This window comes from Acinetobacter sp. Z1 (assembly GCF_024296945.1).
In the GTDB taxonomy this organism is placed as follows: domain Bacteria; phylum Pseudomonadota; class Gammaproteobacteria; order Pseudomonadales; family Moraxellaceae; genus Acinetobacter; species Acinetobacter beijerinckii.
Genome location: NZ_CP101115.1, coordinates 280,071 through 302,048 on the forward strand (window position 1 = coordinate 280,071; position 21,978 = coordinate 302,048).

General features: G+C 38.4%; 22 protein-coding genes and 2 tRNA genes. 10 read left to right on the plus strand and 14 right to left on the minus strand.

The features are described 5' to 3' along the window. Nucleotides 1-18 precede the first annotated feature (18 nt). Complete coding sequence (locus tag NGC85_RS01285; RefSeq protein ID WP_254804600.1) at nucleotides 19-345, plus strand: antibiotic biosynthesis monooxygenase; 327 nt, start codon at nucleotides 19-21, stop codon at nucleotides 343-345. Nucleotides 346-359: 14 nt separating this feature from the next. Here NGC85_RS01285 and NGC85_RS01290 read toward each other — a convergent pair whose 3' ends face one another. Continuing rightward, nucleotides 360-1,106 (minus strand): IS5 family transposase, encoded by a 747-nt coding sequence (locus tag NGC85_RS01290; protein ID WP_254730381.1) that lies wholly within the window; start codon nucleotides 1,104-1,106, stop codon nucleotides 360-362. Between the two features lie 81 nt (nucleotides 1,107-1,187). Continuing rightward, nucleotides 1,188-2,087 carry a DMT family transporter gene (locus NGC85_RS01295; RefSeq protein WP_254804601.1) on the minus strand — a complete coding sequence of 300 codons (900 nt, stop codon included), beginning with the start codon at nucleotides 2,085-2,087 and terminating at the stop codon, nucleotides 1,188-1,190. 98 nt (nucleotides 2,088-2,185) lie between these two features. Between NGC85_RS01295 and NGC85_RS01300 the strand changes: the two genes are divergently transcribed. Next, the gene (locus tag NGC85_RS01300) at nucleotides 2,186-2,737 is read left to right on the plus strand and encodes a helix-turn-helix domain-containing protein (protein WP_254804602.1); all 552 of its coding nucleotides are present in this window, start codon (nucleotides 2,186-2,188) and stop codon (nucleotides 2,735-2,737) included. Between the two features lie 64 nt (nucleotides 2,738-2,801). Here the strand turns inward: NGC85_RS01300 and NGC85_RS01305 are convergent, their stop codons facing one another. The 6 genes from NGC85_RS01305 to hisB all read right to left on the minus strand — a co-directional run bounded on the left by NGC85_RS01305 (nucleotide 2,802) and on the right by hisB (nucleotide 7,978). Next, a complete protein-coding gene (locus NGC85_RS01305; protein WP_254804603.1) occupies nucleotides 2,802-4,271 on the minus strand; it encodes a SulP family inorganic anion transporter in 1,470 nt (489 codons plus the stop codon). A gap of 234 nt (nucleotides 4,272-4,505) precedes the next feature. After that, nucleotides 4,506-5,237, minus strand: a complete 732-nt coding sequence (gene hisA / locus NGC85_RS01310) for a 1-(5-phosphoribosyl)-5-[(5-phosphoribosylamino)methylideneamino]imidazole-4-carboxamide isomerase (protein WP_005060027.1) — start codon at nucleotides 5,235-5,237, stop codon at nucleotides 4,506-4,508. 66 nt (nucleotides 5,238-5,303) lie between these two features. Continuing rightward, nucleotides 5,304-5,966 carry a 3'-5' exonuclease gene (locus tag NGC85_RS01315; protein WP_254804604.1) on the minus strand — a complete coding sequence of 221 codons (663 nt, stop codon included), beginning with the start codon at nucleotides 5,964-5,966 and terminating at the stop codon, nucleotides 5,304-5,306. 88 nt (nucleotides 5,967-6,054) lie between these two features. Beyond that, nucleotides 6,055-6,588 (minus strand): DUF805 domain-containing protein, encoded by a 534-nt coding sequence (locus tag NGC85_RS01320; protein ID WP_254804605.1) that lies wholly within the window; start codon nucleotides 6,586-6,588, stop codon nucleotides 6,055-6,057. Nucleotides 6,589-6,767: 179 nt separating this feature from the next. Next, on the minus strand, nucleotides 6,768-7,385 hold the full coding sequence (gene hisH / locus NGC85_RS01325; protein WP_169109006.1) for an imidazole glycerol phosphate synthase subunit HisH: 618 nt from the start codon (nucleotides 7,383-7,385) through the stop codon (nucleotides 6,768-6,770). Continuing rightward, nucleotides 7,385-7,978, minus strand: coding sequence for an imidazoleglycerol-phosphate dehydratase HisB (gene hisB, locus NGC85_RS01330; protein ID WP_254804606.1), 594 nt, complete (start codon nucleotides 7,976-7,978; stop codon nucleotides 7,385-7,387). The genes hisH and hisB overlap by 1 nt, the downstream gene beginning before the upstream one ends. Nucleotides 7,979-8,081: 103 nt before the next feature. Here hisB and NGC85_RS01335 point away from each other — a divergent pair, with 103 nt between their 5' ends. The 4 genes from NGC85_RS01335 to NGC85_RS01350 all read left to right on the plus strand — a co-directional run bounded on the left by NGC85_RS01335 (nucleotide 8,082) and on the right by NGC85_RS01350 (nucleotide 10,307). After that, nucleotides 8,082-8,459 (plus strand): GNAT family N-acetyltransferase, encoded by a 378-nt coding sequence (locus NGC85_RS01335; protein ID WP_005052309.1) that lies wholly within the window; start codon nucleotides 8,082-8,084, stop codon nucleotides 8,457-8,459. Nucleotides 8,460-8,563: 104 nt separating this feature from the next. Continuing rightward, nucleotides 8,564-8,639, plus strand: a tRNA-Phe gene (locus NGC85_RS01340). 140 nt (nucleotides 8,640-8,779) lie between these two features. After that, a tRNA-Phe gene (locus NGC85_RS01345) sits at nucleotides 8,780-8,855 on the plus strand. Nucleotides 8,856-9,047: 192 nt separating this feature from the next. Further along, nucleotides 9,048-10,307, plus strand: a complete 1,260-nt coding sequence (locus NGC85_RS01350) for an OmpP1/FadL family transporter (protein WP_254804607.1) — start codon at nucleotides 9,048-9,050, stop codon at nucleotides 10,305-10,307. Nucleotides 10,308-10,361: 54 nt separating this feature from the next. Here the strand turns inward: NGC85_RS01350 and NGC85_RS01355 are convergent, their stop codons facing one another. From NGC85_RS01355 to ompR, 3 genes are all read right to left on the minus strand, one after another. Then, nucleotides 10,362-11,876, minus strand: coding sequence for an acetyl-CoA hydrolase/transferase family protein (locus NGC85_RS01355; RefSeq protein ID WP_254804608.1), 1,515 nt, complete (start codon nucleotides 11,874-11,876; stop codon nucleotides 10,362-10,364). Nucleotides 11,877-12,023: 147 nt separating this feature from the next. Continuing rightward, complete coding sequence (locus NGC85_RS01360) at nucleotides 12,024-13,478, minus strand: ATP-binding protein (protein ID WP_254805522.1); 1,455 nt, start codon at nucleotides 13,476-13,478, stop codon at nucleotides 12,024-12,026. A gap of 17 nt (nucleotides 13,479-13,495) precedes the next feature. Then, entirely contained in the window at nucleotides 13,496-14,260 is a 765-nt protein-coding gene (gene ompR, locus NGC85_RS01365; RefSeq protein WP_004678831.1) for a two-component system response regulator OmpR, read from the minus strand. 320 nt (nucleotides 14,261-14,580) lie between these two features. On the opposite strand from ompR, the gene NGC85_RS01370 reads away from it, so the two are divergent. Then, on the plus strand, nucleotides 14,581-16,938 hold the full coding sequence (locus NGC85_RS01370) for a Tex family protein (protein ID WP_254804609.1): 2,358 nt from the start codon (nucleotides 14,581-14,583) through the stop codon (nucleotides 16,936-16,938). A 54-nt stretch (nucleotides 16,939-16,992) separates the two neighbouring features. On the opposite strand, the gene NGC85_RS01375 is transcribed toward NGC85_RS01370, so the two are convergent. From NGC85_RS01375 to NGC85_RS01385, 3 genes are read right to left on the minus strand one after another with little or no spacing between them, the layout of a single operon-like run. After that, complete coding sequence (locus NGC85_RS01375; protein WP_241334584.1) at nucleotides 16,993-18,039, minus strand: RES family NAD+ phosphorylase; 1,047 nt, start codon at nucleotides 18,037-18,039, stop codon at nucleotides 16,993-16,995. Nucleotides 18,040-18,044: 5 nt separating this feature from the next. Further along, on the minus strand, nucleotides 18,045-18,947 hold the full coding sequence (locus NGC85_RS01380; RefSeq protein WP_241339611.1) for a sce7725 family protein: 903 nt from the start codon (nucleotides 18,945-18,947) through the stop codon (nucleotides 18,045-18,047). Then, nucleotides 18,916-19,788 carry a sce7726 family protein gene (locus NGC85_RS01385; protein WP_254804610.1) on the minus strand — a complete coding sequence of 291 codons (873 nt, stop codon included), beginning with the start codon at nucleotides 19,786-19,788 and terminating at the stop codon, nucleotides 18,916-18,918. The genes NGC85_RS01380 and NGC85_RS01385 overlap by 32 nt, the downstream gene beginning before the upstream one ends. Before the next feature lie 226 nt (nucleotides 19,789-20,014). Here NGC85_RS01385 and NGC85_RS01390 point away from each other — a divergent pair, with 226 nt between their 5' ends. The 3 genes from NGC85_RS01390 (at nucleotide 20,015) to NGC85_RS01400 (ending at nucleotide 21,946) form a co-directional block, all read left to right on the plus strand. After that, nucleotides 20,015-20,845, plus strand: coding sequence for an AraC family transcriptional regulator (locus tag NGC85_RS01390; RefSeq protein WP_254804611.1), 831 nt, complete (start codon nucleotides 20,015-20,017; stop codon nucleotides 20,843-20,845). 76 nt (nucleotides 20,846-20,921) lie between these two features. Then, nucleotides 20,922-21,632 (plus strand): AzlC family ABC transporter permease, encoded by a 711-nt coding sequence (locus NGC85_RS01395; RefSeq protein ID WP_254804612.1) that lies wholly within the window; start codon nucleotides 20,922-20,924, stop codon nucleotides 21,630-21,632. Next, nucleotides 21,629-21,946: an AzlD domain-containing protein gene (locus NGC85_RS01400; RefSeq protein ID WP_005052287.1), complete on the plus strand. Its 318-nt coding sequence runs from the start codon at nucleotides 21,629-21,631 to the stop codon at nucleotides 21,944-21,946. Before NGC85_RS01395 ends, NGC85_RS01400 begins: the two co-directional genes overlap by 4 nt. Nucleotides 21,947-21,978: the final 32 nt, after the last annotated feature.

A 21,978-nucleotide genomic window follows, 5' to 3' on the forward strand; every position in this document is an offset into this window, starting at 1 on the left:
ACTCAAGCAGGTTGGATCATGATTATTGAGCATGTGCATTTAACAATTAAACCCAATCAAAGTCAGGCATTTGAGGCAGCATTTCAAAAAGCCAAAGCGATTATTTATCCGATGGCGGGATTAAACGCCGTTCAACTGATCAAAAATGTTCAAGATGATCATCGCTATATCCTGATGATATTTTGGGATTGTATCGAAGATCATACAGAAGGCTTTAGAAAGTCGGAGGCTTATCAAGAATGGAAAGCATTGTTACATCCATTCTATGACCCAATGCCAAAAGTTGAGTATTATCAACCGCAGATGTTATTAAAGAAGAATGAGCCTTCAACAAAAAAAGATTAGGGTGTGTTGACATTTCATAGCGGTAGCCAAATAAATATACAGGCTAAAGCAACTGAATTTTCGTAGTTCCGCTTTAGCTTGTCATAACGTGTTGCAATTCCCCTAAATTGCTTGAGTCTAGCAAAGGTATTCTCCACTAAGTGCCTGATTTTATATAAGTGCCAGTCCATATAATCATTGTTCGATCGTGTATTGGATTTCTTTGGAATATTTGCTTTAGTCGCTGTTTTTTCTATCTGCTCTCTCAATAATTCTGAGTCATATCCTTTATCTGCACAAAGCACATCGGTATCTTTTAAATCAATGCTATCGACTAATGCAGGTGCAACACTCACATCATGGGTGGTGCCATCATGAATGAGAAATTGGATTGGGTTCCCATTTGAATCCACAGCTAAATGGATTTTAGTACTGTTTCCACCGATGCTTCTTGAAATAGCTTGATCCTTGAGTCCTGTAGCATGTTGATGTGCTCGAATATGGCTAGCATCAATAAACACCCATTCTAGATCAGCATGTTTTGATAATAATTTAAATATTTTTAGTAGCTTATTATCTTTAGACCACCTGGTGAATCGTTTAAATATGGTGTTGGACTTACCAAAAGATTCAGGTAAATCTCGCCAAGGACAACCTGTTCTAATTCTATAGAGAATGGCTTCAATAAAATTTCGAAGATTATGTTTGAGGTAGATCCCCAAATTGTGGACAATAGATTTCAGCTTTAACCAGTGTTGATCATTCAGCATTGTACGAGTCATAGCGAGGAGTAAATTTGGTTTGGCGATTGAATTTTACTTTCTCGCTATTTTTTTGCACAGCAAATGTCAACAGACCCTAATTTAAGCATCTTTATTCTTTGGTGACTGGTTGAGTATTTTTAGTTTCAACTCACTCACTAAAACGCCAAGCACAACGAGACATCCACCCAATAGGGCTAATAAAGGTAGTCGTTCACCTGCAATGCGTCCAAATACACCTGCCCAAACAGGTTCGCCTGCATATATAATCGCTGCTCGGGTCGGATCGACCATTCTCTGTGCCCAATTCATCACAAATTGAATCAGTGCACTCGCCAGACCTAAACCAAGCGCTACAACAAGTAATTGCCATGAAAATGCGGGTATCGAATGTTCACCGACTAAGGGCATACTGCAAAATGATAATAAAGAAGCAACGGCTAATTGAATAACCGTAACTCGTCTTAAATTCACTTTTCCTGCAAAGTAGCCAATTAAAATAATTTCAAGCGCGATCACAAAAGCACAAATTAACGTCAGCGTTTGTCCGTAGCTTAAACTGATTGTGGAAATACCATTGCCAGTCAGAAGAACTAAACCAATAAAAGCCAGTGCTGTGCCGATCCATGTCATTAAAGAAGGGCGCTTCTGAAAAATAGCCCACATTAAAACTGGGACGAGAGGAACATAAAGAGCGGTCAGAAATGCAGATTCACTGCTCAGAATACTTTGTAAAGCAATTGTTTGAGTTCCATAACCAATCGCTATCACTACACCGATTGCTGTCCCTGCCATCACTTCTTTTAAAGTTAATCCACGAATAGATCGAATCGAGATTAAAAAGATTGCCAAAGCTGCAACAGCAAAACGGCAACCGACAAAGAACATTGGGCTACTAAAATTAAGTGCATATTGCACTGCCAAAAAAGTTCCGCCCCAAATCATGGTAATAAAAATCAATGCAAATTGTGCTGCTCTAGGCGATTGAGAGAACGCTATCAAAACCAAATTCCAAATCAAAGTGCAATATACTGCACATGTTGCATTAATTTATGCATTTGTGCAATATATTGCGCACTACCAAATGAGAGTGAAGTTGCATGAATCAACCTGATGCGGTACTGCAATATGTAGGGCAGAATATTCGATTTTATCGAAACCAGCACCAATTGAGTCAGCAAGAGCTTGCAGAACGGGCTGGCGTGAGTCGACGTACCATTGCGTCTTTAGAAACAGGGATGGTAAATATTAGTTTGACCAAACTTGATGCAATTGCTCATGCTTTGAGTGTGAATTTTAAGCAGCTTGTCACTGTACCAGAGCTTGCAGATTCGGCCATCGTAAAGACTTTAGCATGGCAGGGGGATCATATTGAAAGCCAAGCGACTTTACATGCATCCGTAGCTGCATGCAGTCAAGTCGAATTATGGACATGGTCCTTGGCTAGTGGAGAGACTTATGTTGCTGAACCTGATCAACAAGGGTGGCAGGAATTGATCTATGTGATTGAAGGTGAACTCAGTCTTGAATTAATTTCTGGAACACATTTGGTTGTAGCGGGTACATCATTTTTATTTGATAGTTCTTCAACCTATCGCTATAGCAATCAAGGTACAGGCATACTTCGCTTTATTCGTAATGTGATTTATTGATGTCAAAAGAGCCAAACATTAATGTCTGGCTCTTTTATCTGCTTAATTCTGACAGTCTGTTGAGCTAAATCATTTCAAACTGATGTTTACTATGCGTTCCATATTTATCAATCATGATTGAGCTGGCTTCATTTAATCCACGTACGGTGACGTTGATTCCATTCCTTTGAAATTTATTCACGACAGAATCGAGCATTGCCACTGAAGTCACATCCCAAATATGTGAATGAGTTAAATCAATAATCACTTCAGATACAGATTCTTGAAAATTAAAACTCGGCATGAATTTTTCTGATGAACTAAAAAAGATTTGTCCTTTCAGATCATAAACACGGGCGTTATTTTCAAAATAGCTTTCAACACGAATGTCGTTCTCTAATTTATTAGCGAGGAATAAAGCAGAAAGTAATACACCTGTGAGTACTCCAAGTGCCAAGTTATGGGTTGCAACCACGACAATAACAGTGGCAAGCATAACCACATTGCTCGTTTTGGGATTGGCTTTAAAGTTGGTCAAAGATTTCCATTCAAATGTGCTAATTGAAACCATAATCATCACAGCAACCAAAGCTGCCATAGGGATGACTTTTAACCAGTCACTAATAAAGACGACTAAGATCAGCAAAAATACGCCTGCTGAAAAAGTTGATAAACGAGTCAGACCACCAGATTTTACATTAATCATTGATTGACCAATCATGGCGCAGCCCGCCATTCCGCCCATGAAACTAGATGCGATATTGGCAATGCCTTGACCTTTGCATTCTTGGAATTTATCACTTGGCGTATCCGTCATTTCATCAATAATGGTGGCTGTCATCATTGACTCAAGTAGGCCGACTGCCGCTAATGCAATTGAATAAGGTAAGATTATTGTTAAGGTTTCAAGATTTAAAGGAATATCAGGCAGTAAAAATACAGGCAATGTATCTGGTAATGCACCCATGTCGCCTACGGTACGAATATCAACACCTAAACTGATTGCTATCAATGTAATGGCAATGATACAGACCAAGGGGGACGGCAGGATTTTTCCAATTTTAGGTAGGAGTGGAAATAAATAGATGATTGCCAAGCCTAATCCAACCAGTGCATACACATGCCATGTCACATGAACCAATTCAGGCAATTGCGCCATAAAAATGAGGATAGCGAGCGCATTAACAAAGCCGATCACCACAGATTTTGAGACAAAGCGCATGAGTTTTGCGAGTTTTAGATAACCTGCCAAAATTTGCAATACGCCTGTTAAAAGCGTTGCAGCAAGTAGATATTGTAAGCCGTGCTCCTTTACCAGACTCGCCATCACCAAAGCCATTGCACCCGTCGCTGCTGAAATCATTGCAGGACGACCGCCAACAAATGAAATAACGACTGCAATACAAAATGAAGCATATAAACCGACTTTAGGGTCAACTCCCGCGATAATTGAAAATGCAATTGCTTCGGGAATCAGCGCCAATCCCACCACGAGACCAGCCAATACATCGGCCCGGATGTTAGAGAACCATTGTTCTCTTATATTGGAAAACATAGAAATAGCCTATTTTTTGAAAAATATTTTAAAGGCTAGTGATGTGATATATAAAAACACACGACTACACCACATCACTAGACAGTGATGAGTTATTTACACGAGGGGACTGTAAAAACTAGGGTGGCGTAAGTGTCATTATAAAATTGAGAGTCGAGACGAAAATCGAAGCAAGGATAACATTTAAGCTAAAAAAGCTCTAGCTATTATTTAAATTGCTAGAGCTGTGAATGACTAAAGTGATTGTTCATCTAACAACAGTTGTGCTTCGCGAAGGCTCAATGTGCCTTCATAAATTGCACGACCAGTAATTGCACCTAAAATGCCTTTTTGACCTTTTAAGTTACGAACATCATCAAGGTTGGTCACACCACCAGATGCGATCACAGGCAAGCCAGAGTATTGTGCTAATTGAACAGTTTGTTCAACATTGACACCTTGCATCATGCCATCACGTGCAATATCAGTGTATACAATGCTAGATACACCTGCATCAGCAAAACGTTTGGCAAGATCAGTTGCTTTAACGTCAGTGACATTGGCCCAACCATCGGTAGCAACCATACCATTGATGGCATCGATACCGACAATGATGTGACCTGCAAAACGCTTACATGCTTCTTCAACAAATTCAGGTTCTTGTACGGCTTTGGTGCCGATAATAACAAAAGATACGCCTGCTTCTAAATAATGTTCAATCGTTTCAAGCGAACGGATACCGCCGCCAATTTGGATTGGAAGCTCTGGTTGCGCGCGAGCAATTGCTTCAACCACGGGTTTATGAATTGGTGTACCTGCGAAAGCACCATTCAAATCAACTAAATGTAAACGACGTGCGCCTTCATCAACCCAATGTTGTGCAGTTGCCACAGGATCATCAGAGAAAACGGTATCGTCTTCCATACGGCCTTGTTTTAAACGGACACATTTGCCATCTTTCAGGTCAATTGCAGGGATGATTAGCATGCTTTCGCTCCTTGCATCATCATAAAGTTTAAATTGGCTACATATTAGCAAAGTATTGATCAATCGCTAAGCCTTGTCTGTTGAACCTTCAAGTATTCTTGCAATTTGTTGTTGAATTTGAGTGGACAATATTTTCTGATGATATAGCTGTTGGCATATCAACAATGCGGCATAAGCATCTGCTGCAGCATAATTGATTTGCTGAGGACTGAGCTGTTTGACAGACCAGTTTGAAGTGCTGATTTTTTTACTTTTGACAAAATAGCGTTGGAAGAGCAGGGCAATTGCTGTTTGTACACCGACTTGAGCGTTGTAACCAAAACTCGAAAAACTTTTGGAAAGTTCAATCAGTGATTTTGGTTCAATCCCTTTACGGCGGAAACTACTCAGATCATTTTTTAAGCCAAAACCAACTTTAAGTTGATGTTCATTTTCTAAAATAGGCTTTAAAAATACTAAGATTTCTGGAGTAACTTGAAATAAATAAGCTTTTTCAAGTGTTGCAAGCTGAATAAGATGCGGTCCAGTCGATTTTTCTCCGACCTTGAAAGTAGGTTTAGACTCAGTATCAAAACCAAAAATAGGTGTTTGATAGAGTTCATTTTGAATAGATAAGCATTGTTGTGGTGTTTGAATCACTAAAATCTTATCGGTATCTAAGTTTTGAAATGCGGGTAATGCACGGATGTATTCTTTGCTTAAAAGCGTTGTTTGCTGTGGCATTTCCATTATAACGAAACTCAAAACTTTGGTTTGAGCTTAAACGTTTTTATTGAAATGAAAAAGCCAAGTTTGGAAACTTGGCTTTTATTTGAACTTATTCAGCTTGATTAAGCTGCTGTTCAATTTGCATTTGCTGACTTTTCTCTATATAGCTTTGATATGCAGGAATTGCTGTTGCTGCAATTGCTAAAATACTGATTGGGAAGACGATAATATAAATCCAAGCTAAAACCTTTTCCCAACCTTGAGTAATACGAGGCAACCCATAATTATTTGTGTTTTCATCACCTTTTGCACAACTTAAATAAATAAAAAATAAAAAATTGATCAATGGAACAAGCATTACAAGTGATAACCAACCAGTTTGATTGCGGTCATGCAAACGACGAATTGAAAAAACGAAGCTAAAGTAGATCATTGCAATATAAACAATGATAAAGAGTCCACCGAATACATACAACGATGAGCCTGTTGATGAGCTGCTAAAAGTAGGGACTAGAAATGCTGCGATAATACCTAAAATGAATACGAAGACCATAAGTAACATATTCCAGCCTAAGTAAGACAGTCTGCCGAAACGACCATTTGCACTAAAACCTGAATCATTGGTTTGAAAATGAGATGACATATTATTTTCCTGTAGTCACTGATTTTTAAAATTAATTTTGAAACGATGTGCTGTTTGATTTTTATTCAAAACGTTTGCATGATATGCAAAAAGTAATTAGAAATAAATAAAAAGAAAATTAAAAAATAAAGCCAATTTAAAATTGGCTTTATTTTCAGAAACTAAATTCATTCAAGTGATTAAATTTTCCATTCCACAAAGTTCTTTAACAGCTGTAACCCAGCGGTATGACTTTTTTCAGGATGGAACTGCGTTGCAAACAAATTGTCTTTATGAATCGCAGTGCAAAAATTCACTCCATAATCACAAGTTGCCGCAGTAATAGCAGCATCTTTTGGTTCTACATAGTAGCTATGTACGAAATAGAAGCGCGCATCTTGTTCAATGTTGTTCCACATTGGATGACTTGGATCAAGTTGATGCACTTGATTCCAACCCATGTGTGGTACTTTCAAATTTGGAATTTCTGGGAAGTGTTTAACAACACCATCAAAAATTCCCAAAGCATCGACACCACCATTTTCTTCAGAGCTTTGTAGTAGGGCTTGCATACCGACACAAATCGCTAAAACAGGTTTGTTGAAGGCAGCTTGACGGACGACCTCATCAATGCCTGCTTCATGCATACCTTGCATGCAATCACGCATTGCACCCACACCAGGGAAAACAATTTTATCCGCTTTGGCAATTAATTTAGGATCATTCGTCACATCAACAGTAGCACCAACGTGTTCTAAGGCTTTCGCCGCAGAGTGCAAATTACCCATACCATAATCGAGTAAAGCAATACGGGTCATTACAAACTACCTTTGGTCGAAGCAATACTGTTTTCTGCACGTGGATCAATTTCACATGCCATACGCAAAGCACGTGCCATTGCTTTGAACACGCTTTCAATCTGGTGATGACTATTTTTGCCTTTGAGATTGTCAATATGCAATGTCAGTAATGCATGGTTGACGAAACCTTGGAAAAATTCCGAAAACAAGTCCACATCAAAAGTTCCTATACGCGCACGAGTAAATGGAATATCCATAAATAAACCCGGACGACCAGATAGGTCTACTACAACACGAGAAAGTGCTTCATCAAGTGGTGCATAAAAATGACCATAGCGACGTAAGCCTTTTTTATCACCCAAAGCTTGCGCAAAAGCTTGCCCCAAGGTGATTCCACAATCTTCAACGGTGTGATGATCATCAATTTCTAGATCACCATCGCAATGAATATCGATATCAAATAGACCATGGCGCTTGATTTGATCAATCATATGGTCTAAAAATGGAACTCCAGTGTTGAGTGTGCCTTGACCAGTACCATCGAGATTGAGACGAACTCGAATTTTTGTTTCGTTGGTATTTCTTACCACTTCACTGATACGTTGCGTCATGGACACGTTCCTCAAAAAACGTCAAAAATGATTGAATTAAAAACCAATATTTCGCTGTGACGAAAAAGTGACAGCATCATAGTTTGCTCAGGAGGGTTAATCAATGCCTATTAGCGTACATGCTTACAGTTCCCTAGATAATCTAGGGATTCGTACCCAGCTAGAGCGACTTTACGATACCAGCCCAGAGTTTGGCGATGGGCAAGATGCTATGCAGCAACTTGAACAAGATCTACAGCAATATACCACAGTTTATACCGCTGAATTTAACACCAAAATTATAGGTGCAATTTGGGTAACAGGACAAGGTGAAAGCCGTGTTTTAGAATATATTGTGGTGCATCCTTCTAACCGTGGTCGTGGTGTGGCTGAACGTTTAGTCGAAGAAGTGTGTCGAATGGAAGAAGAGCATGGCGTAAAGCAATTTGAGCCAGGTTGTGGTGCGATTCATCGTTGTTTATCGCACTTAGGTAAAATCTAAAAACACCGAATTTTGAGGATGTGTAGCAAAATTAATCGCTTGTTAGAAAAAAACGCAAATTTGCTTGACGTGTTTTGACAAACATTGTTTAATACGCCCACTTTGGCGCGATAGCTCAGTCGGTAGAGCAACGGATTGAAAATCCGTGTGTCCCCAGTTCGATCCTGGGTCCCGCCACCATAAATTTGTATTTTCAATCCCTGATCCCATCAGGGATTTTTTTTGTCTTAAAGTTTGTTGCGTGAAAAATGGGCAGTTAAATCAAAAGCTCATGATAATTATTGACTATTGCGCTGAGATACGGCTTAATACACCCCATTGGCGCGATAGCTCAGTCGGTAGAGCAACGGATTGAAAATCCGTGTGTCCCCAGTTCGATCCTGGGTCCCGCCACCATATTCAAAAACCCCAAACTCAAGTTTGGGGTTTTTTTATGGAAAAATTTAACCCAATTTATTTAAGAGTAAAACTGCACTTAAAAAAGATTCTTTATGAATAATAAGAATATGTTTCTCAGTTTTATTTGGTTATAAGAATAAAAGAAAAACAATATGCTTGTGTATATATTATTTTTATCGAAGATAAGTTATGCAAAAATTTATTGGGGTGGCACTGCCCGTGATTATTTTATCGACCCTCACGCAGCATGTATTTGCAACTACAGGCTATTTTATGCATGGTTATGGGGTTAAATCTCAAGGCAATGCAGGCGCTTCTATAGCTTCATTTAACGACGCACTCACCATCGCAAGTAATCCATCTGGTTTAAGTTGGATTGACAGCCGAGTTGATGTGGGAGCAACTTTATTTAATCCTAAACGCTCTGCGGAAATAGAAGGAAACTTGGCAGGTGCCAACGGACGATATAGTGGTAATGGTCGTGAATACTTTGTACTACCTGAATTTGCGATCAATAAGAAGGTAAATGATACCGTTGCTCTAGGCTTAGCGATTTATGGCAATGGGGGAATGAACACGACTTATAAACGCAACCCTTATGCAGCATTTGGTAATACAGGAGAAGCAGGTGTTGATTTAGCTCAAGTCTTTATTTCACCTGCGGTCGCATGGCGCTATAGCGAAAATCAATCCATTGGTATTGCAACTAATATTCTTTACCAACGCTTTGAAGCGAAAGGTATTTCTGGTTTTGCACCGTTTTCAAGTGATGCACAAAAACTAAGTAACCAAGGTAAGGACTCAGCAACAGGTATTGGTGTGAGGATCGGGTGGAGCGCCAAATTAAATGATGTTGTAACGGTAGGAGCAAATTACTCTTCAAAAATTGAAGCGGATAAATTTGATAAGTACCGTGGTTTATTTGCGCAAGCGGGTAGTTTTGATGTTCCAGAAAGTTACGCCATTGGCGCAAGTTTTCAGATCACACCAGCCTTGAAAATATTAGCGGATGCTCAACGAATTAATTATTCGGATGTTGATTCAGTTGGTCATCCTTTTAGTTTAGCGTCAGTGATGGCGGGTAATGCCTTTGGAACGGAAAATGGGCAGGGCTTTGGCTGGAAAGATATTAATATCTATAAATTGGGGGCAACGTATCAAGTTGATCCACAATTAACCTTGAGAGCAGGATATAGCCATAATGATCAACCCATTCCGAATGATCAAACTTTTCTAAATATCTTAGCACCTGGCGTCATTCAAGATCATTTAAGCTTGGGTGCAACATGGAGTGTGGATCAGAGACAGGAGTTGAGTGTTGCTTATACTTATGGCTTGAAGAAAAAGGTAAAAGGTAATCAATCAATTCCTACAGCTTTCGGAGGCGGTGAAGCTAACCTAGAAATGGATCAGCATATTCTCGGATTATCTTATGGTTTGAAATTCTAATTTAAAAAAAAGCTGAATTTTTTAGATTCAGCTTTTTATTTTTAAAATAATAAATTAAGCAGTTTTTGCGAGCTTTTCAGCAGCTAACATATGACCTGTTTCTTCAAAATTAGCATGCCATGACAATGCTTCACGAAGAATGTGAGGTGTATGACCACCGCGCTCACAAGAGCGATCAAAGTAATCGTTTAATGCCGCTTTGTAGAGAGGATGTACACAGTTGTCGATGATCACGCGTGCGCGTTCACGAGGTGCTAAACCACGTAAATCTGCTAAACCGACTTCTGTAACTAAAATATCAACATCATGCTCATTGTGGTCAACATGGCTGACCATCGGTACGATTGATGAAATATCACCACCTTTAGCAATTGATTTGGTCACGAAAATAGCCAAATGTGCATTACGAGCAAAGTCACCTGAGCCACCAATACCATTCATCATTTTGGTACCGCAAACATGAGTTGAATTGACGTTGCCGTAAATATCAAACTCGAGTGCAGTATTAATTCCAATAATACCCAAACGGCGCACAATTTCAGGATGGTTTGAAATTTCTTGTGGGCGTAATACTAATTTATCTTTGTAGTGTTCTAAATTACCAAATACACGCTCGCCACATTGAGCAGAAAGTGTAATTGAACTGCCAGACGCGAATTTCATTTTGCCTGCATCGATTAATTCAAAAGTACAGTCTTGTAATACTTCTGAGTACATCACCAGATCTTCGAAGTTTGAATCTTTCAGACCTGTTAAAACTGCATTGGCAATTGAACCGATACCTGCTTGTAACGGACCTAAGTTTTTCGCTAAACGACCTGCAGCAACTTCTTTTTCAAAGAAAGCGATGAGGTGATTGGCAATGCCTTGAGTTTCATCATCTGGTGGTGTCACAGTTGATGGTGAGTCAGCAGTATCATTAAGCACGATACCGACAATTTTCGCTGGATCAATTGGAATTGCGGTTGAGCCAATGCGATCATCTACTTGAGTCAAAGGCAATGGGGTGCGCGTTGGACGATAGGTTGGAATATAAATATCGTGTAAGCCTTCAAAGTTTTCACTGAGAGAGGTGTTGATTTCAACAATTACTTTTTCCGCGAAAATGGCAAAACTTGCAGAGTTACCTACAGACGTTGTTGGAACAATGTGACCATCTTCAGTGATTGCAACGGCTTCAATTACCGCAATATCTGGACGTTTGAGTTGCTGATTACGCATTTGTTCAACAGTTTCAGACAAATGCTGGTCGATAAACATCACTTCGCCGTTATTAATCGCACGACGCAAAGTATTATCAACTTGGAATGGCATGCGACGCGCAAGAACGCCTGCTTCAGTGAGCTGTTTGTCTAAGTCGTTACCTAGACTTGCACCTGTAATTAACGTGATTTTTAACGGATTTTTTTTGGCTTGTTCAACCAGTGCTTGTGGAACAGCTTTCGCTTCTCCAGCACGAGTAAAACCACTCATACCAACCGTCATATCATTTTCAATAAAGCGCGCTGCTTGTTCAGCACTCATTACTTTGTCATGTAGGGAAGCAAGGCGAATACGACTTAAAGACATGATCCATTCTCAATATACTTTTTAATAGATATGGATTTTAACGTTAAAAAGTGAAAAGGGAATTGGATTACGGCTAAGGTCTAATATGTGAAATCCGTGATATTTTTACAGTAGAAAAAGTGGCATTTTAATCTGCCACTTTTTGTTTTAAAAATGCCCAGTTAGAGTCTGTCTGATTTTATCAAGTGTATTATTTTGAGGTTCTTCTTCTGTGGCTGTCGTAATTGGCAGAGAGATCACGACCTCTAAACCACCTTGTTCTCGATTGCGAATATTGATTTGTCCTTGATGGATCTCCACAATTCGCTTCACAATAGCGAGTCCTAAACCACTTCCTTGAACGGTTCGTGCCGAATTACCACGAACAAAGGGCTGCATGAGTTCCTCGACTTGATCAGGTGGAATGCCTTCGCCGTGGTCAGCAACTGTAATCAATATATGTTCATCGACATGACTGGCTGAAAGCTCAATCGGCTCGGCTCCATATCGTTTCGCATTGTTAATCAGATTTGCAATTAAACGTTTTAAAGATAAGCTTCGAGCTTGAATGATGGGTAGCTCTTGCATTGCAAAACGTATATCCAGTGGCTTGAACTGTATGACTAATTCTTGCAATAACGTATTGATGTTGGTATCGGTCAATTCCTCATCAGAACCATCACGCATATACGAAATGAATTGATTTAGAATCGCATCCATATCATCGACATCATAGATCAGACCTTCGCGGAAAAACTCATCAGGCAGCATTTCTGCGGTGAGTCGAATGCGTGTTAAAGGTGTGCGCAAATCATGTGAAATCCCCGCCAACATGATTTGTCGATCACGTTCGGTTTGTTCAAGTGTATAGACCATATGATTAAAGGCTTGGTTAACTTGACGAATTTCAAAAGGACCATGATTAGTATCTAAATAAGGTGCTTTTCCTGATTTACTATAACTGCTGGCGGCATTCTGTAAACGACGCAATGGTCGATTCATTTGTCGAACTAAAATGAGAATAATAATGGATGAAAAAATTGGGACACCAAATAACCAAGCAGAGATCAATTCAACACTGTAGTTAGTATAAGTTTTTAACGGTTCTCGCACCCAATTGCCATTCATCTCTGGTGTTTGAATCCAAATTCGAGGGATGGGTTTAAATTTAAAATAAACGGTAACGTTATCGACACCTAGTTCTTTAGCTAGTTTTGCCTCAATCTGATTGGTAAACAGTTCCGCTAAGAACTTATCTTCGACGACTGGGAATTCTTTAGGATCAGTGATGTACTCGATACCAATACGGTTTTTAAGCCAAGTGTCGACATCGACTTCAGTATCACGATGTAGAATCCGAATATCAGGATTATTGACTAACTCTAATTCGATGGCGAGATAACGCGCATGTTGTTGTAATTCTGGTAAATATAAAGTTCGCCAAAAGAACCACAAGGACATAAAAAGGCTAAAAAACACCGTAAAAAGTACCAAAATTGTGGTACGCATTGCGGCTGAACGCGGCTTAATTTTATCTAAAAAACGTTCCCACTTGGTTCGTGGCCGTTCTGAATAAGCCACGAAATCAGTAAATGCTTGCGGATCGATTGGTTCAAGTTTCAACAATTTGCTTCCTAAGCTTATTCAGCACCATCTGGAACAAAAACGTAGCCTACACCCCAAACCGTTTGAATGTAGCGAGCACGAGCTGGATTGTCTTCAATTAAACGACGTAAGCGAGACACTTGAACATCAATTGAGCGTTCCATTGCACCCCATTCACGACCACGCGCTAAATTCATTAATTTATCACGAGTTAATGGTTCGCGTGGATGCTGAACTAAGGCTTTTAGTACCGCAAACTCACCTGTGGTTAACGTGACCACTTGACCTTCACGAGTTAAAGTACGTGTAGAAAGATCTAATGCCCATGGACCAAAACTGACCACTTCAACTTGTTGGCTTGGAGCACCAGGCACTTCGCGGACTTGGCGGCGTAATACAGCACGAATACGCGCTAAAAGTTCATTTGGGTTGAATGGTTTTGGTAGATAGTCATCTGCACCCGCTTCTAAGCCTGCAATACGATCAGAATCGCTGCCACGAGCAGTAAGCATAATAATAGGTGTGTCGATATTCGACTGACGTAAACGACGACAAATACTTAAACCATCTTCGACAGGCAACATGAAATCAAGAACGATCAGTGAGAATAGCTCACGTTGAAGCAGACGATCCATTTGCGTAGCATCATGGGCAGTCTTGACCACAAAGCCTTTATCTTCAAGGAAGCGCTGTAAAAGCGTACGTAAACGCACATCATCATCGACGACTAAGATGCGTTCGACTCGATCTGTTTCATGGTGTACGGTTTCCGTCGATTCGGCAGGTACAACTAAACTCATGATGTGTGCTCCTTTATCGTTTATTGTCATCGTCTTATGCAATGATCGGGAGTATAAGGTTCATTGCACGGTTTTGGCTATGTTATAAAGCAACAAATATTGCCAATAAAATCAAGAGATAGATACCAAATGTATACAGGTAAAATCATGACAATCAATCTATTTTTTCAATATTTAGCTAAAAAACTGTTGGTATTTTAGAAACATTGGTGAATTAGCATTATCTATTGAAATAATATTCAAAAAAACAATAGTGGATTTTATAGTCATGGACTTTATAATCAGTGCTTTTAGACTTAACCCTAGTGGAATCAATCACGATGACTGACTTAGTTCAGCAGTTGGCAAATGAACTCGCCGTACGTCCAAACCAAGTAGAAGCTGCTATTCGTTTAATTGATGAAGGCGCTAGTGTTCCTTTTATCGCTCGTTACCGTAAAGAGGTCACACAAGGCTTAGATGATACGCAATTACGTCAACTCGATACACGTTTAACTTACTTGCGTGATTTATACGAGCGTCGTGAGAAAGTAATCCAGTCTTTACAAGAACAAGATAAATTAAACGATGATTTATTGGCACGTGTAAATGCGGCTGAAACAAAGAATGCGTTAGAAGAAATTTATGCGCCTTATCGCCCAAAACGTACTAGTAAATCTTTTAAAGCAAGAGAAGCGGGTTTAGGTCCGATTGCTGAGAAAATCATTAACGATCAAATTGATCCAGCAGAAGCGTTGGCTGATTTTAGTCATGAAGACTATCCAGACCTTGAAAGTCAACTCGATGCAATTCAGCATATTTTGATTGATGATTGGGCACAAAATATTGCGCTCACCACTGAATTAAAACAAACTTTTGCTAAAACAGCATTATTGAAAAGTACCGTCGCTTCTGAAGAGAAAAAAGAAGTTGGCAAAAAATTCCGTGATTATTTTGAATTTTCAGAAAATTTAAACAAGTTACCTTCTCATCGTTTATTGGCGATGTTACGTGGTCGTCAAGAAAATGTACTGGGTTTAAAAGTAGATGGTGAAGATGATGCGCCATTGGTACGCATCGAAACTGAATATAATCTTGAACAAATTCAACCACAAAGCCGTCAGGATTATTTAAAGCAAACTGCAAAATTATTTTGGCTTGGCAAGATTCGTCCGCAAATTGAACATTCATTATTGACTGATAAGCGCTTAGCTGCTGAAGCTGAAGCAATGGATGTTTTTGCTGAAAATCTCCGTCACTTATTATTGTCTGCACCTGCGGGTGGGCGTACCACTTTAGGTGTTGATCCTGGTATCCGTACTGGCGTGAAGCTTGCTGTGGTGAGTGATGCAGGTGATGTTCTCGCGCATAGCACGATTTATCCGTTTGCACCGAAAGAAGATAAAGAAGGTTCAATTGCTGAGTTAGCTCGTTTATGCAGAGAGTTCCACGTGGAACTTATTGCGATTGGTAATGGCACTGCAAGTCGCGAAACCGAAGCGGTTGTAGCAGAAATGATGGCTGCCAATACGGATTTGAATCTGACACGTATTACTGTAAGTGAAGCAGGGGCGTCGGTTTATTCGGCAAGTGAACTCGCTTCTCAAGAGTTGCCAGAGCTTGATGTTTCAATTCGCGGTGCGGTTTCAATTGCACGCCGTTTACAAGATCCATTGGCTGAACTTGTTAAAATTGATCCGAAATCAATTGGTGTGGGTCAATATCAGCATGATGTGAATCAAACTGGTTTGGCTAAAACACTGGATGCTGTGGTTGAGGACTGTGTAAACGCAGTAGGTGTCGATGTGAATACAGCATCTCCAGCGATCTTGGCGTATATTGCAGGTTTAAATAAATCTATTGCACAGCAAATCGTTGAATATCGTAAAGAACATGGTCGTTTCGACAACCGTCAAGCCTTGAAAAAGGTGCCACGTTTAGGCGAGCGTACTTTTGAGCAATCAGCAGGCTTCCTACGTGTTCAAAATGGTTCTGAGCCATTGGATGCATCAGCAGTTCACCCAGAAAGTTATGGCGTGGTTGAAAAGATTGTTGCGGCAAAAGCAACGACGGTAAAAGACATTATTGGTAATACTGAAATTATCCGCCAAGTCAAAGCAGATGAGTTTGTCGATGACAAATTTGGTTTGCCGACGATTCAAGATATTTTAGCTGAACTTGAAAAGCCTGCTCGTGATCCACGTCCAGAGTTCCGTACAGCCAAGTTCCGTGAAGATATTACGGAAGTTGCACAACTCACTGAAGGCATGCAGCTTGAAGGTGTAGTGACCAATGTGACCAACTTCGGCGCATTCGTCGATGTGGGTGTACATCAAGATGGTTTAGTGCATATCTCTGAACTTGCGAATGAATTTGTTTCTGATCCACATAAAGTGGTGAAACCAGGTCAAATCGTGCAAGTGCGTGTGATGCAAGTTGATGTGGAACGTAATCGTGTAAACTTAAGTATGCGTGCAGAAGGTTCTGCACCTGCTAAAGCGCCACGTCAGCAACAGCGTCCACAGAAAGAGCGAACTGAACGTTCAGAGCGTAAGCCTCAAGGTCAACGTCCGCCACGTAAAGAAGGTGACTTTAAGCGTCCACAAAATAACAAGCCAAAAACTGAAAAACCGCAAGAGCAAAAAATCGGTGGTTTAGGTGCTTTGTTATTACAAGCAGGGATTAAGGGTTCTAAGTAACTGATCAAATAAATAAAAGCCTCTTCTGAGGCTTTTATTTTAAGTGTGTTATTTTTATAATTCAGTATAATCAGGCTGTATACCCATAATTCTCAATTGTTTCAAGGGTATATCAATTGGAATATCTATTTTATCTTGATCAAATATGACTAAGTTGTAACCGTTTCCAAAAGAGCTATTAAACATTAATCCATCAATCCCACCTAAATTTTTAAAAAACTCAGTAATGAATTGAGTTGGTATATAATCGAGATGTGAACGATTAGGCAAAACAGGTAAAGATAACTCTTTGGCGAATTGATCTAATAAATTAACTAATTTCATAATCTTATGAAAATCATCTGTAGAGCTTAAAGATATGAATGAAATATCTTTTTTGGGATCACATAAATTAATAACGTTAATATCTTGTTTGACTTTTAAACAAGCAATATAAACAGTTTGCCCGTTACTTGGACGAACCTCTGTTAATGCAGTTTCAATTAACTGAGCTGTATATAGATAAGAAATACCATCTGGATTAGCTCTACCTATAGTCACTTTTTCTAAAGGAGGTTTGTTCATTTCTTGATGTTTAAGTATATTATCCGATATTCGAGCACGAAAAAGTGTATCAGAAGTAGTAATTTCATAATTTAGTTGCTCAATTACCTCTGTAAATTTCTCAAATAGGTTTCCAGTTTCAAGAAAAGCATCTCTGTATATCTCAATTTGAGGAAAGAAACGATTATTATGTTTTAGTTCATATTTAAAGGCTTCCCATTCATTCTGAGTATTAGTTGGAAAGTTTTTATATTTTTTGTTAATGAACTCTTGTTTATTTTGTAGAGCATCTTCAATTATTTGCTCTTGAACGTTACTAGTAAATAATTTAAATTCACTTGATAGGATATGGAATAAACTATAACCATCTGTATCTTTTTCAAATATGCTATCAATCACTTCAATAAGAGGTGAGATTAGCATATACAATTGATCTATATTTATAGTACTTGCATCATTTGTTCCGCAATAATGACAACGTGAAATTCTACCTATTGAGTTAATTTGTAACTTCAAAGCTTTATCTGAAAAACAGTTACTACAACATTTTCGAACCATTAGTCTTAATCCTTTGATTCTAAATATATATTTATTGTTTCAATATGGTGCATTATTGAATTTTTTTTAACTTGCCCTAACCCTGGGAAATGTCCTATTTTGTATAAAAAAATGAACTCTTGTAGTCCTTTGGTTTCTTCGAAAAGGATTTTCTTTGATTGGAAATCAGAAATAAGTTTCGTTAACGCTTCCTTAAATTTAGCACCAGGATTAGTGGGTGTTCCATCGTCTTCTGAGGAATAGTGACGAATGAATAACTCATCAAATCTTTGAGAATCAATATACGATGCATGAACTGTTACAACATAGGCTGGACCACCACCTTCAATAAAATCATCGCCCGTAATAGTGTAATCACCAAAACCTATATTATTTTCTTCATGATAATAACTATGTAAGGCTGAGAATGATGATTCTTGAGGATAATCTGCATTTCTTAGTTGTCTTTTAAAAAAGTCCTCATAGACAACTTTATTGTGTATAAGTCTTTTAACTTGTGGACTATTATCATTTTGAATAAAATTAATTCTTGAGATTTTTGTAAAATCAATCAGTTCTTTATCAATGCCTTTCTGAATAAACAAACCAAAATTATTTAATTCTAAAAAATCATTGTATAAATTCGTCTTTTCATTGATCGAGTAGAGTGGTGTATACTCGATATTCTCTATCTTAGTTATGAGTTCACTAAACTCAGTCTGTGATTTTTTAAAGTCACCAATTATTGGGTTAATGATTATATAAGGTACAATACCATTCTTATTTAGGACCTCAATGGTTTTACAGAGTGCTTTTATATCATTTTTCACAGGTTCAATAACAGGAATAAAGTTTTTAAGTCCTAGCTCTGATAGTTCTCGAATAGCTAAAAGCTCATTAAGTTTTCCTCTTAAAATTGGATAATACATTAAGGTCTTTCTCCGAGAAAAAGCTAATTAGGTTTTTAATATCATTTTTATTGAATTTAAAGCTTATCAAAGCATTAGTCAAAGGGTGTGGTAGAGTATTTATTGCTTCAATATTATTCTTTCTGTGTTTTTTTAAAGTTTTTAAAAATAAATTGTTCACAACATCTCTATCAGATTTATTTAGAATTTTAAAGCACAGATCAAAAACCTGAGTGTTAGGAACATCAATTTTTAACCCATATATATTTTCAGCAATATCTAAATACTCTTCTTTTCTTAATGACTTCATCATAAGGTTAATATCAAAAATATCATTAGATATAGCTTCTTTTATAGTCCGTAAAGTGTTGTTGTCGGTTAAAACCATAATACCAACACTATGAGGAATGATAGCTTCTACATCTATTTGTAGGGAAGTAGGGCAAACGACATAAACTTTTTCAAATAATTGAATATATGACTGTAGCTGGTCTTCTAATCTGTTTAATGAATCATATTCTGTTTTGATTTCATAACAAGTTGAACAGCCATTTAGTAAGACTAAATCAGCTTTATTCTGACCTACTCTGAATTCTGAAAGTAAAACGGATGACTGGAGTGAATGTTTGCTTCTTAAAATTTTGCGAGCAATGAAATTTTTATAGACATATTCATTTCTATAATTTTGACTTAAAAATTCAAATGCAGATGAATATATATCAAGGATACTGGATGTATTTACATTTGAGCTTAAGGATTTGTTATTTATTATTTTTTCAAGAGATGAAACGTCACCAGAAGCAATAGCTCTTAAGCTATTGCTTGTAAATAGTTTGGCGATTTCTCTCTCAGTAGTGCTCACAATATTAAGATAGCTTATATAAATTAGATTATTCTTATTGTACCTAGTAATCTAATAAGAAAAAAAGCTGAAAAATAATTTTTACCTCGAATGAGTTAACTTTTTTGAACATAAATTTATAGTAAGTTGTTTTATATAGCTTAAGCTATGAACAGCAATTTTGTTCTATAAATCTATCTAAATCGCGTTAACCTGAAATGATGCATACATGCCTTAGGAGGTCGTGATGTCGCGCAGACCTCGAGAACAAGTCGATTACTTACACCTTGAAGAATTGGGTGGTTTAGAAATGTTGAAAGCCAGTTACTTTCAACAGGAGTTTTCACGACATGTCCATGAAGGATTTTGTATCGGTGTCATCGAAGAAGGAGCACAGCGATTCTATCGCACAGGTGGGAATCATGTTGCGCCACAAGGCGATATTATTTTAGTGAATGCCGATGAAGTGCATACAGGCTCATCAGCGGTGGAAACAGGTTGGCGTTACCGCGCGATTTATCCGACTCCCGAAATTTTCCATGAATTAACCCGTGATCTCACCACTGTACACGGCACAGCACCGTGGTTTAGAGAAGCGGTGTTGCATGATGAAGGTTTGGCACAGCAATTACGGTTACTTTTTGATTTACTTGAGCAACCAAATAATAAGCTACTTAAACAAACATTATTTTTATCGACAATTGCTTGGCTAATCTCAAAATATAGTCAAACCAAGCCTCAAGCCAATGATCAGAGCAATGCCAAACAACGCATTTTAAATATTAAAGAATTAATGGCGAGTATGCCTGAGCAAGAGTTTTCACTCATCGAACTGGCGGGAATGGCAAATCTCAGTCAGTGGCATTTTTTACGCCAATTTAAAAAGCATGTCGGGCTCTCACCGCATGCATGGCTCATTCAATCACGTCTACAGAAGGCACAAAAACTATTAAGACAAGGTCTGAATTTATCCGAGGTTTCACAGCAATGTGGTTTCTCGGATCAAAGTCATTTTAATCGACATTTTCGCCAAACTTTTGGAATTACACCGGGTGGTTACACTGCCTCTCTCAAATAAAACAGCAATTTTATACAAGCTTCATGGAAGCATTTTTGGCATAGTCTATTCTCGTTAATAAATAATTGTGATGCTAATGTTAGGTGAAAGCATAGACGACACTCCGATGACCGAATCACAGGCATTTTTGAACGGGGTGATCAAAATACTGCCATTATGTTTTGCGGTGTTGCCGTGGGGTTTACTCGCAGGCTCTATGGCAATTCAAGCAGGGCTAACGACTTTACAAGCGATTGGAATGTCAGCACTGGTCTTTGCTGGTGCAGCACAATTAATGACCTTAGGTTTAGTCATGGCAGGAACGCCTGCAATCACAATTATCATTTCCGTTTTTTTGATTACCACGCAGCATTATTTATATGCACTGTATTTACGTGAAGATATTTCTAAACAGCCTTTAAAAGATCGGTTGATGTTGGGCTTTTTACTAACTGATGAATTGTTTGCAGTGAGTATTAAAAAGCAACAGCATTATATTCACTATCTGTTAGGCGCTGGACTTTGCTTTTATTTATGTTGGGTTCTGTTTAGTGCTTGTGGTGTTTTCCTTGCCTCAGCCGTTCCTAATTTAGATCAATATCATCTCGATTTTTCCATTGTTGCGACATTTATCGCAATCGTGATTCCATTTATTAAAAACTTAAATACTTTGGTTGGGGTATTGGTTTCAGTGATCCTCACTGTTGTTTTTCTAAGCTTAGGTTTTAAAAGTGCTGCGATCATGGCAGGTGTGATTGGAATGTTTGCGGCAACTTACACGCAGAATTTTAGGGAGCGCACAGCATGACTTGGTTTCTCCTGATTATTCTCGCAATTGTAGTGTTTATGAATCGCTATATTCTACTTGAACCGAATCTGCCTTTGCGTTTACCCAAATGGTTTCAACAGTCTTTGCAATATTCTGCACCGTGTTTATTGACGGCTATTGCAACACCGATTGTTTTTATGGATGAACATGGTGTATTTCGTGAAACATTACTTAATCCTTATTTTCTTGCCACGATTTTAACGATTTTGATTGCGTATAAAGTCCGTCATACCTTGTTGACGATTATTTTGAGTTTGGCATGTTTTTATGGATTGGTGTTTTGGTTGAATTAAAAGATTGGGTGTACAGATCATGCACCCAATCT

Coding starts and splice junctions, on each gene's coding strand:
- NGC85_RS01285 (WP_254804600.1), top strand. CDS start 19: ATGATTATTGAGCATGTGCATTTAACAATTAAACCCAATCAAAGTCAG.
- NGC85_RS01290 (WP_254730381.1), bottom strand. CDS start 1,106: ATGACTCGTACAATGCTGAATGATCAACACTGGTTAAAGCTGAAATCT.
- NGC85_RS01300 (WP_254804602.1), top strand. CDS start 2,186: ATGAATCAACCTGATGCGGTACTGCAATATGTAGGGCAGAATATTCGA.
- NGC85_RS01305 (WP_254804603.1), bottom strand. CDS start 4,271: ATGTTTTCCAATATAAGAGAACAATGGTTCTCTAACATCCGGGCCGAT.
- hisA (WP_005060027.1), bottom strand. CDS start 5,237: ATGCTAATCATCCCTGCAATTGACCTGAAAGATGGCAAATGTGTCCGT.
- NGC85_RS01315 (WP_254804604.1), bottom strand. CDS start 5,966: ATGGAAATGCCACAGCAAACAACGCTTTTAAGCAAAGAATACATCCGT.
- NGC85_RS01320 (WP_254804605.1), bottom strand. CDS start 6,588: ATGTCATCTCATTTTCAAACCAATGATTCAGGTTTTAGTGCAAATGGT.
- hisH (WP_169109006.1), bottom strand. CDS start 7,385: ATGACCCGTATTGCTTTACTCGATTATGGTATGGGTAATTTGCACTCT.
- hisB (WP_254804606.1), bottom strand. CDS start 7,978: ATGACGCAACGTATCAGTGAAGTGGTAAGAAATACCAACGAAACAAAA.
- NGC85_RS01335 (WP_005052309.1), top strand. CDS start 8,082: ATGCCTATTAGCGTACATGCTTACAGTTCCCTAGATAATCTAGGGATT.
- NGC85_RS01350 (WP_254804607.1), top strand. CDS start 9,048: ATGCAAAAATTTATTGGGGTGGCACTGCCCGTGATTATTTTATCGACC.
- NGC85_RS01355 (WP_254804608.1), bottom strand. CDS start 11,876: ATGTCTTTAAGTCGTATTCGCCTTGCTTCCCTACATGACAAAGTAATG.
- ompR (WP_004678831.1), bottom strand. CDS start 14,260: ATGAGTTTAGTTGTACCTGCCGAATCGACGGAAACCGTACACCATGAA.
- NGC85_RS01370 (WP_254804609.1), top strand. CDS start 14,581: ATGACTGACTTAGTTCAGCAGTTGGCAAATGAACTCGCCGTACGTCCA.
- NGC85_RS01375 (WP_241334584.1), bottom strand. CDS start 18,039: ATGGTTCGAAAATGTTGTAGTAACTGTTTTTCAGATAAAGCTTTGAAG.
- NGC85_RS01380 (WP_241339611.1), bottom strand. CDS start 18,947: ATGTATTATCCAATTTTAAGAGGAAAACTTAATGAGCTTTTAGCTATT.
- NGC85_RS01390 (WP_254804611.1), top strand. CDS start 20,015: ATGTCGCGCAGACCTCGAGAACAAGTCGATTACTTACACCTTGAAGAA.
- NGC85_RS01395 (WP_254804612.1), top strand. CDS start 20,922: ATGTTAGGTGAAAGCATAGACGACACTCCGATGACCGAATCACAGGCA.
- NGC85_RS01400 (WP_005052287.1), top strand. CDS start 21,629: ATGACTTGGTTTCTCCTGATTATTCTCGCAATTGTAGTGTTTATGAAT.